This window comes from Streptomyces sp. NPDC052299 (genome assembly GCF_040679335.1).
Lineage (GTDB): Bacteria > Actinomycetota > Actinomycetes > Streptomycetales > Streptomycetaceae > Streptomyces.
This window is the reverse complement of sequence record NZ_JBFAUP010000010.1, coordinates 60183-73606: the sequence shown is the minus strand read 5'-3', so window position 1 is coordinate 73606 and position 13424 is coordinate 60183. Positions and strand designations below refer to the sequence as shown.

At 71.3% G+C, this 13424-nt stretch carries 13 protein-coding genes; 7 read left to right on the top strand and 6 right to left on the bottom strand.

What is annotated here, in order from left to right; genetic code table 11:
* Window positions 1-154 precede the first annotated feature (154 nt).
* Entirely contained in the window at window positions 155-616 is a 462-nt protein-coding gene (locus AB0L33_RS18720; RefSeq protein ID WP_143622725.1) for a universal stress protein, read from the bottom strand.
* A 163-nt stretch (window positions 617-779) separates the two neighbouring features.
* Here AB0L33_RS18720 and AB0L33_RS18715 point away from each other — a divergent pair, with 163 nt between their 5' ends.
* Window positions 780-1622: a polysaccharide deacetylase family protein gene (locus AB0L33_RS18715; protein ID WP_365682693.1), complete on the top strand. Its 843-nt coding sequence runs from the start codon at window positions 780-782 to the stop codon at window positions 1620-1622.
* Window positions 1623-1631: 9 nt separating this feature from the next.
* Here AB0L33_RS18715 and AB0L33_RS18710 read toward each other — a convergent pair whose 3' ends face one another.
* Complete coding sequence (locus tag AB0L33_RS18710; RefSeq protein WP_365682692.1) at window positions 1632-2291, bottom strand: class F sortase; 660 nt, start codon at window positions 2289-2291, stop codon at window positions 1632-1634.
* Between the two features lie 313 nt (window positions 2292-2604).
* Here AB0L33_RS18710 and AB0L33_RS18705 point away from each other — a divergent pair, with 313 nt between their 5' ends.
* Complete coding sequence (locus AB0L33_RS18705; RefSeq protein ID WP_365682690.1) at window positions 2605-3237, top strand: hypothetical protein; 633 nt, start codon at window positions 2605-2607, stop codon at window positions 3235-3237.
* Window positions 3238-3330: 93 nt separating this feature from the next.
* Here the strand turns inward: AB0L33_RS18705 and AB0L33_RS18700 are convergent, their stop codons facing one another.
* The 3 genes from AB0L33_RS18700 to AB0L33_RS18690 form a co-directional block, all read right to left on the bottom strand.
* Window positions 3331-3885 (bottom strand): hypothetical protein, encoded by a 555-nt coding sequence (locus tag AB0L33_RS18700; RefSeq protein WP_365682688.1) that lies wholly within the window; start codon window positions 3883-3885, stop codon window positions 3331-3333.
* Window positions 3886-4047: 162 nt separating this feature from the next.
* Window positions 4048-4815: a hypothetical protein gene (locus AB0L33_RS18695; protein WP_365682686.1), complete on the bottom strand. Its 768-nt coding sequence runs from the start codon at window positions 4813-4815 to the stop codon at window positions 4048-4050.
* A gap of 15 nt (window positions 4816-4830) precedes the next feature.
* On the bottom strand, window positions 4831-5364 hold the full coding sequence (locus AB0L33_RS18690) for a hypothetical protein (RefSeq protein WP_365682684.1): 534 nt from the start codon (window positions 5362-5364) through the stop codon (window positions 4831-4833).
* A gap of 569 nt (window positions 5365-5933) precedes the next feature.
* Here AB0L33_RS18690 and AB0L33_RS18685 point away from each other — a divergent pair.
* Window positions 5934-6752: an SAM-dependent methyltransferase gene (locus AB0L33_RS18685; protein WP_365682682.1), complete on the top strand. Its 819-nt coding sequence runs from the start codon at window positions 5934-5936 to the stop codon at window positions 6750-6752.
* Entirely contained in the window at window positions 6749-8923 is a 2175-nt protein-coding gene (locus tag AB0L33_RS18680) for an EAL domain-containing protein (protein WP_365682680.1), read from the top strand. Before AB0L33_RS18685 ends, AB0L33_RS18680 begins: the two co-directional genes overlap by 4 nt.
* A gap of 97 nt (window positions 8924-9020) precedes the next feature.
* On the opposite strand, the gene AB0L33_RS18675 is transcribed toward AB0L33_RS18680, so the two are convergent.
* The gene (locus AB0L33_RS18675) at window positions 9021-9905 is read right to left on the bottom strand and encodes a LysR substrate-binding domain-containing protein (RefSeq protein ID WP_365682678.1); all 885 of its coding nucleotides are present in this window, start codon (window positions 9903-9905) and stop codon (window positions 9021-9023) included.
* Between the two features lie 94 nt (window positions 9906-9999).
* On the opposite strand from AB0L33_RS18675, the gene AB0L33_RS18670 reads away from it, so the two are divergent.
* The 3 genes from AB0L33_RS18670 to AB0L33_RS18660 are packed head-to-tail and all read left to right on the top strand — an operon-like array spanning window position 10000 to window position 13401.
* Window positions 10000-10707 (top strand): succinate dehydrogenase, encoded by a 708-nt coding sequence (locus AB0L33_RS18670; protein WP_365682676.1) that lies wholly within the window; start codon window positions 10000-10002, stop codon window positions 10705-10707.
* A 1-nt stretch (window position 10708) separates the two neighbouring features.
* Window positions 10709-12658, top strand: coding sequence for a fumarate reductase/succinate dehydrogenase flavoprotein subunit (locus AB0L33_RS18665; RefSeq protein ID WP_365682674.1), 1950 nt, complete (start codon window positions 10709-10711; stop codon window positions 12656-12658).
* Entirely contained in the window at window positions 12655-13401 is a 747-nt protein-coding gene (locus AB0L33_RS18660) for a succinate dehydrogenase/fumarate reductase iron-sulfur subunit (RefSeq protein ID WP_365682673.1), read from the top strand. Before AB0L33_RS18665 ends, AB0L33_RS18660 begins: the two co-directional genes overlap by 4 nt.
* Window positions 13402-13424: the final 23 nt, after the last annotated feature.

The window sequence follows — 13424 nt, the reverse complement described above, 5'->3', positions numbered from 1 at the left end:
GGCAAACCGCCCATCCGCTCCGGCCGAGCCCGGCCCGGCAGGCGTCACACCGACAAGGGCTACTACGACTGCCGTCACCTGTGGCACTGGCCGTGCCGAAGCGGGATCGGGCACCGCATGCTCGCAAAGGCCGACTCACCACATGAGATGTCTTCTAAGGCACCACGGTGACCGGCCAGCGACCCGCCTTGACCAGGCGGACGGCCACCGAGCCGATGAAACGGTGCCCCGCCGACTCCGATGCGCCCACCACCACGGCATCCGCCTTGAGTTCGTCGGCGGCGGTCACCAGACCGTTGTAGGGGTCGCCCCGGAAAGTGTGGAACTCCCAGCGAACGTCCCATATGTCCTTCATCCGGGCCGTCGACCGGCGGATCTCCTCCACCAGGCCCTCGGCCACCTCGGCGGTGGCGTCGCCGACCGGAGCCCCGAGCGCCGCGCCCGCCGCCAGCACCGGCTGGACGTACACCAGCGCCAGCATGGCCCGCTGCCGTCGCGCGAGCCCGGCCGCGTAGGCCGCCGCGCGCATGGAGGATTCGGAGCCGTCCAGGCCCGCGACGATCACCTTCGGACCGTCTGTGCCACGTTCGAACTGGTGGGAGTGCTGATCTGTCACGGCAGTGAGGCTATCGGCTCGCCCCACGGCTTCCGGCCCGGCCTCCCGGCGGCCGCGCCCCGTTCATCGCCGCTGCCGGGGCTTCCCCGCCATCCGGGTGCAAAAACCCCGGCGGCCGGTGTCGCCGAGGCGGGCGGAGGGGCTGGCGTGCGAGCAGTGGGGGATGAAGAGTGATCACAGGCCGCTGCTACGGAGAACGGTCCTGCGGCTGGCCGCCGGCCTGGGCGCCGCCACCGCCGTACGGCTCGCCTCCGCGGACCCCGTCACCTCCCCGGCCCGTCCGACGACCCCCGTCGAGGGCGCGGCGGGCGCCCCGGCCACCGCCTTCCGCGGCCGGGCACTCGCCTATAGGCTGCGGCCCATGACGGGACAGACGCCGCCCCGGTACCGCCCGGCGGCCCCGCCGGTCCGCACTCGGCCGTTCGAGCACGTGCCCGACATCGGGCACGCCATGGTGCTGTCCTTCGACGACGGCCCCGACCCGCTGTACACCCCGCACATCCTGGACACGCTGCGCGAGCACGACGTGCGGGCGATGTTCTTCGTGTGCGGGGAGATGGCGAACGACAACCGCGACCTGGTCCGCCGGATCTCCGACGAGGGGCACACCGTCGGCAACCACACCTGGACGCACCCCCTGGTCACCGAGCTCCCCCGGGCCGGGATCACCGACGAGCTGGGGCGCACCAGCGACGTCATCGAGGAGATCACCGGCGAGGCGCCGCTCTGGTACCGGGCGCCCTACGGTGCCTGGAACCGCGACTCGTTCGAGATCGGCGCGGCGATGGGCATGGAGCCGATGGCCTGGACCGTGGACACGCTCGACTGGACCGAGCCCGGCACCGACACCATCGTGCGCCGGGTCAGGCAGGGCGCGGGCCCCGGGGTCGTGGTGCTCTCGCACGACGCGGGCGGCGACCGCTCGCAGAGCGTGGCGGCGCTGCGCCGGTATCTGCCGGAGCTGCTGGACGGCGGATACCGGCTCACGGTGCCGCGGCGCCGCTGACGGGGCGGTTCAGCGGGTGTCCACCAGGCGGGCGAAGACCACGACGTTGCCGTCGTAGCCGTTGGCCTTGGTGTAGCCGCCGCCGCAGGTGATGACCCGCAGCTCCGGCTGCCCGGTGTCGCCGTAGACCCGGGCGCCGGGGAAGTCGTTCTTGGCGAAGACCTCGACGCCGTACACCTCGAAGACCGCCACCCGGTCGTCGCTGCGGTCGACCTCGATGTGGTCCCCCTTCTTCAGCGAGCCGAGCCCGTAGAAGACGGCGGGGCCCGCCTTGTTGTCGACGTGGCCGACGACGACGGAGGTGCCGGTCTGCCCGGGGGCGATGCCGTTCTGGTACCAGCCGGCCAGGTTGGGGTCCTCCGGCGGCGGGGTCTCGATCCAGCCGTCCGGGTCCAGGTTGACGTCGATGACCGGCGCGTCGACCTGGATGGCGGGGATCGCCACCCGGGCGACGGGCGCGTAGGGGAGCGGCTTGACGACCGGACCGGCGGCCGGGGCCGCGGGCGCGTTGTTCTGGTGGCCCACGGAGGCGGCGGCGACCGGCTGCGGAGGGCCGGGGGAGAGGTCCGCCCCGTTGCGCATGAGTGCCAGACCGGAGAGCATCGCCAGGGCGAGCGCGCCCCACGGCGAGTGTCGGATCCGCTCCGGTCGCCAGTTGTCCCGGCCCATGGTTCTCCCTTCGTCGCGACGAGCAGAACGCTAGGCGCGGTGCCACCGGGCGGCGATCAGAGAAGGGCGAACGGGTGGCGGCCCGCCACCCGGATGCTTATCGGAGTAGCGCGCGGATAAATCTTCTGACGGCCCGTGACCTGGGCATCCGTCAGCTTGCGAGGTGTCCCCACGGCGTGTCGGATCACCGGTCCGGAGCAGCCCCGAAATGCGGGCGATCAAGGTTCTGGTGAGGGTTCGTCATGGGAGGCGTTCTCGTCGATCCATCCCGGCGCACAGAGCCCCGGGGCGCTTCCCGGTGGAGGTTGGAACGATGCGTGCTACACGCGCTCTGGTGGTCGCGGCGGCCGCCGTCGCCGCCCTCGGGGCCGGCGCCCCGATGGCGACCGCCGGCGGAGACGTCGGGAACAACCAGAACAACAACCAGAACAACGGCAACAACCAGAACGACTGGAACGACCCGGGCGGCTGGAACAACGGCAACGGCAACGGCAACAACAACGGCAACGGCAACGGCAACGGGAACGGGAACGGCAACGGGCGCAACAACGGCCCGAACAACGTGACCGTCGACCCCGAGCGCGTGCACCAGGGTGCCGCCATGCAGGTCAGCGCCGAGGGCTGCGGCCGGGGCGGCAGCGTCTCGTCCAACGCCTTCCGCACCACCCGGCTCTCTGCCGGACGGGTCGGCCACGCCCGGGTCCGCATCTTCGACAACGCGACGCCCGGTACGTACAACCTGACGGTCCGGTGCGACGGCACCGACCGGACGGCGGGCCACCGCTTCACCGTGCTCGACAGCCGGGGCGCCCAGGGCGGGCTCGGCGGCTCGATGGCGGCGACCCCGGCGGAGATGGGTGTCGGTGCCGGTCTCGTCGCCTCGGCGGCCCTCGGCGGAGGCGTGTACATCATGCGCCGCCGGAGGACGGGCCATGGGGCGGTCTGACCGTCAGGACGCCCCCGCCGGACCCATAACGAAGTCGCCCCGAGTCCTGTGCCAGGACCGGGGCGACTCTCGTTGCCCATCCGCTCGTACCGGTCAGTGCGAGCGGCCCACCCTGCGGCGGCGCACGAAGAACACGACACCGGCCCCGGCGGCCACGGCGAGCGCGGTGCCCGCCACGATCTCACCGGAGTTCACGCTGTCGATGCTGCCGCCCAGACCACCCTGCACACCGGCCGGTGAGGCCGTGGCGGCCGCCGTGCTGGTCGAGCTCGTGGTGGGCGTGCCCGTGGCCGCGCTGACGGTGAGGTTCACCTTGGCCGTGGAGCTGGGCGAGGTGTTGCAGATGAACGTCACCTCGTAGGCGGCGCCCGGCTTGGCGTCCCAGTCCACGGTGGCCTGGGCGCTGCCGTTCACCGGGATGGTGACGGTGTCGAACACCCCCGAGGACGCCGTGGCCGTCGTGGAGCAGGCCCGGGCCGCCAGGGTGACCTTGCCCCCGGGCGCGACCACCGACGGCGTCACGGTGTACCCGTTCCCGCCGCCCGACGGACCGCCCGCGGTCGCGGCGTACGCGGTCACGGCCGGGCCGGTCAGGGTGAGTGCGGCGGCGCCGAGCAGAGCGACGGGGGCGACACGTATTGCGCGCATGGTGAATCCTCCGGGTCCCCGAGGAGCAGCTGCGGAACGGATTTCCACAAAGTGTCAGAAATGCACCTCGAACGCCGCCCACGCTAGAAGTGGCGCATTTCGCCCGCGATCGGGGTCCGGCGAATGGGGCACCGCTGTCCCCCGGGCGGCGCACCGGCCCGGCTATCCGTCCGCCGCCCCCGGGAAGAGGTCGAGGAACGGGGCCGCGGTGGCCGAGAAGCCCCGGCCGAACGGTGAGTCGAAGTCCCAGATCAGGAAGAGGAGGAAGGCGATCAGCACACTGAAGAGCCCCGCGAGCAGCAGTTCCCGGAAGGTGCGGCGGATCTGCAGCGTGAAGATCAGCCCCACCGTCACCAGGGCGCCGATGACCAGCCCGAACCACACCACCCCGGGCATGGTCGCGCCCGCGCTCTGGCCGCGCGCGCTGCGGGCGTCGTCGGCCGCTGCCACCTGGTCGACCAGCGGCTGATACGCCTGCCCCTCGTGGTCCGTCTTGGGCCGGTAGTCCGTGACGTCGTCGCGCACCCGGTCCAGCAGTTCGGCCCCGCGGTCGCTGAGCGTCCCGTGCTTGGTCATGGTCCGCCACTCGTCGTGCACCACATAGCTCACGTACGCGTCGACGTCGGCCCGGATGCGGGTGCGCACCTCTCGCGGATAGACGGCGGATCGCTCGCTCACCTCGTGCAGGGCCTGGGCCTCCTGGCGGACGTACTCCTGCGCGGCGCCCCGGCCCTCCCAGACGCCCGCGATGGCGAGGCCCAGCACGATCGCGTAGATCACTCCGATCATCATCGTCATGTACTCGATGACGTCGGGGGTTTCGGACGGGTCGTCGTCCTCCGGGAGTCTGCGGTTGCTGAGGACGGCGATGGTCAGGACGACGGCGGTGGCCGCGACCATGGCGAGCGTGAGGACGAGCCATTCCGACATGGGCGTCTCCGGAATTCATCGGGAACGGGGGCGCAGCACGGCGACGGCGAACACCGCGGGGGCCGTGATCATCAAGGTGAGCGTGACCAGGGAGGTGTGGCGCTGGGGTGGCTTCCGCACCGGTCTGCGGTACGCGGGGAGGGCGATGCGGGCGGAAGGCGAGGGCCGTACGGACGGCGAAGGACTCGGCTTCGGCTTCGGCTTCGGCTTCGGCTCGGGCTTCGGGGCAGGCGGGGGAGGGGGCGGCGGCGCCGGTACGGGCTCGGGTGCCGGCGCCGGTGGAGGTGGAGGAGGGGGCGGCGGTGGAGGAGGGGGCGGCGGTGGTGCCGGTTTCGGCGGGGGTGGGGGCGGTGGTGGCGGCTTCGGCTTCGGTGTGGGCTCCGGGCCGGCGAAACAGCTGCCGTCGCCGCTGACGGCCACGGCCGTGCCGCCGTCGCCGTCCCCGATGGACGCGTACGCGCAGCTGTCGGCGGCCGCGGGGGCGGGGGCGGTCAGCAGCCAGGTGAGCGCGAGCGCCGCGGCCAGCCGCCAGAAGAGTGATCCGTACACGACCGGGAGCATGTTCCGGGCCGTGCGGCGGCACGCCGGACGGCGAGCGGATTCGCCTGATGGAGGGGACCTGGGGTGCGCGGGGTTTGCGCCGGTGAAATGGAACGGGCGCCTGCCGGGCCCCGGTCTCCGGAAATGGCCGATTGTCGACCCTCTTCGCGGGAATGGCGCCAAAGGCTGTGTCACCGGCCCCGCGCATTCCCGGGCTTGGGACCGCCGCGAGGAGACACGTGCCGGTCTCCCGGTGCCCGGACGGGCCCGCCCGGCCCCGAGCGCATCCGGTGCGCGAACGCCAACGTCCAAGGCCCTCGCGGGACATGATGCCCCTCCTTCACGGGGGCCGACGTCCCTGACGTGCCAAAGTAGTCCGGGAGTGAACTATTTGATGCGTCTCGTTCGGCGAATGTGACGGGCAGCGACGAGGCGGTCGCACATGCCATAGGAGTGTGACCAATAACGGACGGCTAATTTCCGTTTCCGCTCGCTCTCTTGGCGGTCGATCAGTAGCCTCTGGTCCACACTGACCATGGACATGGCCGGATCGCCGTGGCGACTTGTTGGAGACATCGATGGAGCGTCCCGCCTGGGCACCGCAAGGCATTGACATTTCGGTGCCGAGCGTGTCCCGAATGTATGACTTCTATCTGGGCGGCTCGCACAATTTCGAGGTGGACCGGGAAGCGGCCCGGAAGGCCATGGAGTTCATGCCGGGACTTCCCAAGGTCATGCAGGCGAACCGGGCCTTTATGCGCCGCGCGGTGCGCTACGCGCTGAGCGAGGGCGTCGGCCAGTTCCTCGACATCGGTTCCGGGATACCCACCTTCGGCAATGTCCACGAGGTCGCCCAGGCGATCGACCCCGCGGCCAAGGTCGCCTACGTCGATCACGACCCGGTCGCCGTCGCGCACAGCCAGGCCGTCCTCGAAGGCAACGACGGCGCCACGATCGCCTCGGCCGACCTGCGCCGCCCCTGGGAGATCCGGGACAGCCCCGAGGTGAGCAAGCTCCTCGACTTCGACCGCCCGGTGGCACTGCTGCTCGTGGCCGTCCTCCACTTCATCGAGGACGCGGACGACCCGCAGGGCGCCGTCGCCGCGCTCCGCGACATGCTCGCCCCGGGCAGCCTCCTGATCGTCACGCACGCGACGTACGAAGGCATTCCGCTCAGCCGCGAGGAGGCGGGCGGCGCGGTCGGCGTGTACCGGAACATCCGCAACCCGCTGATCATGCGCACGCGCGATGAGGTTGCACGCTTCTTCGACGGCTACGAGCTGGTCGAGCCCGGCCTCGTGGCGATGCCGGAATGGCGCCCCGAGAACGCCGCGGCCCCCGAGAACGAGGACCCGTACGCCTTCTCGGGCATCGCGGGAGTGGGACGCAAGGCGTGAGCATTCCCGCCCAGCCGCCCGGGTCCCCGGAGGCGGCGCCCGACGGCCCCGAGGACCGGCTCCGGAGGTTCGCCACCATCTGGAGCCGGGCCATCTTCCCGTCGACGGCCACTTCCCTGACCCGGCCCGAGTTCGAGCAGCACCTGCTGCCGCTGGCCCGTACGCTCAGCGACACCCTGCACGCCCGCCCGTTCGACCCGGCCGCGGCCACCGGGGTGGGCGGCGCGCTCGTCGCCGCCCACTGCACCGACCCGGACGCGCTCAGCTCCACGCTCGGCGTCGTCGACTCGTATCTGGTGCTCTACTGCGGCAGCAACGGGCCGGTGGCCCTCGCCACCGAGGACAGCCGGTCCCGCTGTGCCCGCATCCAGCACGCGGTGGCCGCCGGCTTCACCCAGGCCCTGCGCGAGCGGACGCTGGCCGAGCAGGAGGCCATCGCCCGCTCCGCGCTCGCCGCCCGCTCCCACGCCGAACAGGCCCTGCACGCCACCGAGGCACGCTTCCGCGCCGTCTTCAAGGACGCGGCCATCGGCATCGGCATCGCCGACCTCGACGGCAACGTGCTGGAGGTCAACGACACCCTCACCCGGATGTTCGGCGGCCTGGAGAACCACGTCCTGAGCCACCGCGTCAACGAGTGGGTCCACCCCGAGGACTCCCCGCAGGTCTGGAAGTACTACAACGAGCTGGTACGCGGCGAACGCGAGCACTACCGGGTCGAGAAGCCGTACTACCGCAACGACGGCACCGTCCTGTGGACCAACCTCACGGTGTCGCTGCTGCGCGACGCCGAAGGGCGCCCCGAATACCAGCTGGCGCTGCTGGAGGACACCACCGAGCGCCGTCTGCTCAACCTCCGTCTCCGCTACGAGGCGACCCACGACGCGCTCACCGGCCTGCCCAACCGGACGCTCTTCTTCGAGCGTCTTGAGAAAGCGCTCTCAGCGGGCGACGGCAGCCGCTTCGGCCTCTGCTACCTCGACCTGGACGGCTTCAAGGCGATCAACGACAGCCTGGGCCACGCCGCGGGCGACCGGCTGCTCGTGGAGGTCGCGGACCGGCTCCAGAGCTGCGCGACCGCCTCGGGCGAGATGGTCGCCAGGCTCGGCGGCGACGAGTTCGTGGCGCTCACGACGAGCTTCGACAGCCCCGCCGAGGTGGACGAGCTCGCCTGCCGCATCCTCAGTGTCCTCGGCACGCCCATCCGGCTGGACGGGCGTGAGCTGACGGTGCGCGGCTCGATCGGAGTCGTGGAGGGCCCCGCCGGGGAACGCAGCGCCGCCGAGGTGCTGCGCAGCGCCGACATCACCATGTACCGGGCCAAGTCCGCGGGCGGCAACCGCTTCGAACTGGCCGACGCGGAGGCGGACGCCAGGGCCATCACCCGGCACGGTCTGACCACGGCCCTGCCGGCCGCCCTGGAACGCGGCGAGTTCTTCATCGAGTACCAGCCGCTGGTGCACCTCGACGACGGTACGGTGCACGGCGCCGAGGCCCTGGTGCGCTGGTGCCATCCGCAGCACGGGGTCCTGGGGCCCGACCGGTTCATCGCGCTGGCCGAGCACACCGGGCTCATCGTGCCGCTCGGCCGCTGGGTCCTGGAGGAGTCCGTCCGGCAGGCCAACTTCTGGCAGGAGCGGCACACCGACGGCGGCCCGCTGCGGATCAACGTCAACCTCTCGCCCGCCCAGCTGCACCACCCGCAGCTGGTCGCGGAGACCGTCGAGGTCCTGGAGCGCTCCGGACTCGAAGCGGGCGCGCTCTGCCTGGAGGTCACCGAGTCGGCGCTCATCGGGGCCGACGAGGACGTCCTGAAGCCGCTGCGCCAGCTCGCCGAGATGGGCGTCGACATCGCGCTGGACGACTTCGGCACCGGCTACTCCAACCTCGCGAACCTGCGCAGGCTTCCGGTGAGCGTGCTGAAGCTGGACCGGTCCTTCACGCAGGGGATGCAGCACCATCCGGCGGACCCGGTCGACCTGAAGATCGTGGAGGGGATCGTGTCGCTCGCGCACAGCCTCGACCTGGCGGTCACCGTGGAGGGCGTGGAGACCGGTGCCCAGGCCGAGCAGCTGCGGCAGCTGGGCTGCGACACGGCCCAGGGCTGGTACTACGCGCGCCCCGGCGCTCCGGACCGCATCCACTCGCTGCTGCTGGCCGACGCGGTGTGAGCCGGCCGGGCGCGGCGGCCCTCAGGGGCTCGCCGCGCCCACCCGGCCCCTGGGCCTGTCTGACCGTTCCCGTCTGCCGGGCGGACGACGGGAACGGTCAGACAGCCCCCAGCAGGACCCGTTGGAGCTCACGGGCCGCGCGCGGCGGGGCCACGTCGCTGCGGTGGGCCAGTGCGATGGTGCGGCGCAGCCCGGGCCGGGCCAGCGGGGTCGCTCGCAGGTCGGCCCCGGAGCGGGCGGCGACCATGTTCGGGACGACGGCGATGCCCAGGCCCGCGCGGACGAAGCCGAGCACCGCGTCCATCTCGCCGCCCTCCACCGTGAACGACGGCTCGAAGCCCTCCGCCCGGCAGGCGGCCACCGTCAGCTCCCGCAGGTCGTAGCCGTGCCGGAACATCACCAGCGGCTCGCCCTCCAGATCCGCGATCCGGACCCGCCCGCCCCGCCCCGGCCGGGGACGCTGCGCCGACGAGACGACCACCAGGTCCTCCTGAAGCAGCTCGACCGTGGTCAGCGCCGGTGAGGCGGCCGGCAGCGGCAGCACCACCAGGGCCAGATCGAGCGCCCCGCGCGCCAGCTCCCGTACGAGATCGTGCGAACCGCCCTCCTCCAGCAGCAGCTGGATGCCCGGATGGAGGTCGTGGAAGGCGCGCAGGACCTCCGGCAGCAGGCCCGTGCACACGCTGGGCGTCGCCCCCAGCCGCACCCGGCCCCGGCGCAGCTGCGCCAGCTCCTGCACCTCGTGGCGCGCCGTGTCGGCGTCGGCCAGGATGCGCCGGGCCAGCGGGAGCAGGGCCTCGCCCGCGTCCGTCAGCGTGATGTTGCCGCGCGCCCGGCTGAACAGCTCGGCGCCCAGCTCGTTCTCCAGGGCCCGGATCTGCTGGGAGAGCGAGGGCTGCGAGACGTGCACCTCCTCGGCGGCGCGGGTGAAGTGCCGGGCCTCGGCGACGGCCACGAAATAGGTGAGCTGCTGGAACTGCATCACCCCAAGCTACCCCGCTTCATAGGCATGGGCTATGGAGATCAGCTGATCGATGACTTGGACTGATCGGAGATCCGGCCCTAGCGTCGTGTTCATGGCATTGGCAACCCGGACGGACCGACGGCCGTCCATGACGCGTACGCTCTGGGGCTCGACCGTCGGCAAGAAGGCGATCATGGCGGTCAGCGGACTGGTCATGCTCCTCTACTTGGTCGTCCACATGATCGGAAACCTGAAGATCTTCTTCGGGGCCGGTGAGTTCAACGGCTACGCGCACTGGCTGCGTGTGGTGGGCGAGCCGTTCCTGCACCACGAGTGGGCGCTCTGGATCGTGCGCGTGGTGCTCGTCGCCGCCGTGGTGCTGCACGCGGTCTCCGCGTACCAGCTCAGCCGCCGCGATCTGCGGGCCCGGCCTGTCACGTACGCGCACAAGCGACCGCGCGCGAGCTACGCCACCCGCACCATGCGCTACGGCGGGGTCATCCTCGGGCTGTTCATCGTCTGGCACATCCTGGACCTGACGACCGGCACCGTGCACTCCGGGGGCTTCCAGTCCGGCCACCCGTACCAGAACGTCATCGACACCTTCTCGACCTGGTACGGCAATGTCATCTACATCGTCGCGATGCTCGCCCTCGGGCTCCACGTCCGGCACGGGTTCTGGAGCGCCGCGCAGACCCTCGGCGCCGGCCGCTCGAGCCGCGACCGCGTCCTGAAGACCCTCGCCCATGTCCTCGCGCTGGTGCTGACGGTGGGCTTCATCTCCGTACCCGTCGCCGTCATGACCGGAGTCGTGAGCTGACATGAACGACTACACGCACTACACGACCGGCGAGCCCGTCGCCGACACCAAGGCCCCCGCCGGCCCCGTCTCCGAGCGCTGGGACACCCGCCGCTTCGAGGCCAGGCTGGTCAACCCCGCCAACCGGCGCAAGCACACCGTCATCGTCGTCGGCACCGGCCTGGCCGGCGGCTCGGCCGGTGCCACCCTGGCCGAACAGGGCTACCACGTCGTCCAGTTCTGCTTCCAGGACTCGCCCCGCCGGGCACACTCCGTCGCCGCGCAGGGCGGCATCAACGCCGCGAAGAACTACCGCAACGACGGCGACTCGGTGCACCGCCTCTTCTACGACACCGTCAAGGGCGGCGACTTCCGCGCCCGCGAGTCGAACGTGCACCGGCTGGCCCAGATCTCCGTCGAGATCATCGACCAGTGCGTCGCGCAGGGCGTCCCCTTCGCCCGTGAGTACGGCGGGCTCCTCGACAACCGCTCCTTCGGCGGCGTCCAGGTCTCCCGCACCTTCTACGCCCGCGGCCAGACCGGACAGCAACTGCTCCTCGGCGCCTACCAGGCACTGTCCCGGCAGATCGCCGCGGGCAACGTGGAGCTCCACCCCCGTACCGAGATGCTCGACCTGGTCGTGGTGGACGGACGGGCGCGCGGCATTGTCGCCCGCGACCTCGTCACCGGGAGGATCGACACCTACTTCGCCGACGCGGTGGTCCTCGCCAGCGGGGGCTACGGCAACGTCTTCTACCTGTCGACCAACGCGATGAACTCCAACGCCACCGCCATCTGGCGGGCCCACCGGCGCGGTGCCTACTTCGCCAACCCCTGCTTCACCCAGATCCACCCCACCTGCATCCCGCGCACGGGTGACCACCAGTCCAAGCTGACGCTGATGAGCGAGTCGCTGCGCAACGACGGCCGCATCTGGGTGCCGAAGGCCAAGGGCGACACCCGGCCCGCGAACGAGATCCCGGAGGACGAGCGCGACTACTACCTGGAGCGCCAGTACCCCTCCTTCGGCAACCTGGTGCCCCGCGACATCGCCTCGCGCGCCGCGAAGAACGTCTGCGACGAGGGGCGCGGCGTCGGCCCCGGCGGCCAGGGCGTCTACCTGGACTTCGCCGAGGCCATCGGACGGATGGGCCGGGCCAAGGTCGAGGAGAAGTACGGCAACCTCTTCGACATGTACGCCCGGATCACCGCCGAGGACCCGTACGTCACCCCGATGCGGATCTACCCGGCCGTGCACTACACGATGGGCGGCCTCTGGGTCGACTACGACCTCCAGACGACGATCCCGGGCCTCTTCGCGATCGGTGAGGCCAACTTCTCCGACCACGGCGCCAACCGGCTCGGTGCCTCCGCGCTGATGCAGGGGCTCGCCGACGGCTACTTCGTCCTGCCGTCCACCATCAACGACTACCTCGCCCGCAATCCGCACCGCGACGACCTCGACGCCTCGCACCCGGCCGTCGAAGAGGTCGTCGCGGAGACCGAGGACCGGCTCAACCTGCTGCTGGCCGTCGACGGCGACCGCACCCCCGACTCCTTCCACCGCGAGATCGGCGAACTCATGTGGGAGTACTGCGGGATGGCCCGCAACGAGGAGGGGCTGCGCACCGCGCTCGCCCGTATCCCGCTGATCCGCGAGGAGTTCTGGCGCCGCATCAAGGTCCCCGGAACCGGCGAGGAGTTCAACCAGTCGCTGGAGAAGGCCAATCGCATCGTGGACTACCTGGAGCTCGCCGAGCTCATGTGCCTCGACGCCCTGCACCGCGCCGAGTCCTGCGGCGGTCACTTCCGCGAGGAGTCCCAGACCCCGGACGGCGAGGCCGCCCGGCGCGACGAGGAGTTCTCCTACGGCGCCGCCTGGGAGTTCACCGACACCGGCGAGGCCCCGGTCCTGCACAAGGAAGACCTCGTCTTCGAGTACGTCCACCCCACCCAGCGGAGCTACGCATGAAGCTCACCCTGCGCGTCTGGCGCCAGAAGAACGCCGACGCCCCCGGCGCCATGTCCACGTACGAGGTGGACGGCATCTCGCGGGACATGTCGTTCCTGGAAATGCTCGACACCCTCAACGAGGAGCTGATCCTCGCCGGCGACGACCCCGTCGCCTTCGACCACGACTGCCGCGAGGGCATCTGCGGCGCGTGCAGCCTCGTCATCAACGGCGACGCGCACGGCCCGGAGCGGACGACCACCTGCCAGCTCCACATGCGCGCCTTCCACGACGGCGACACCATCGACATCGAACCCTGGCGCGCCTCGGCCTTCCCGGTCGTCAAGGACCTGGTCGTGGACCGCTCGGCCTTCGACCGGATCATCCAGGCCGGCGGCTACATCTCCGCCCCCACCGGCACGGCCCCCGACGCGCATGCCACGCCGGTACCGAAGCCGGACGCCGACTTCGCCTTCGAGCACGCCGAGTGCATCGGCTGCGGCGCCTGCGTCGCGGCCTGCCCCAACGGTTCGGCGATGCTCTTCACCTCGGCGAAGGTCAACCACCTCAACGTGCTTCCGCAGGGTGCCCCCGAGCGGGAGACCCGGGTGCTCGACATGGTGGAGCAGATGGACAGCGAGGGCTTCGGCGGCTGCACGCTCACCGGTGAGTGCGCCACCGCCTGCCCCAAGGGCATTCCGCTGCCGTCGATCTCGGCCATGAACAAGGAGTGGCTGCGGGCGACCCGCAAGGCCCGCCGCTGAGCGCACGAGATGTGCCGTACAGG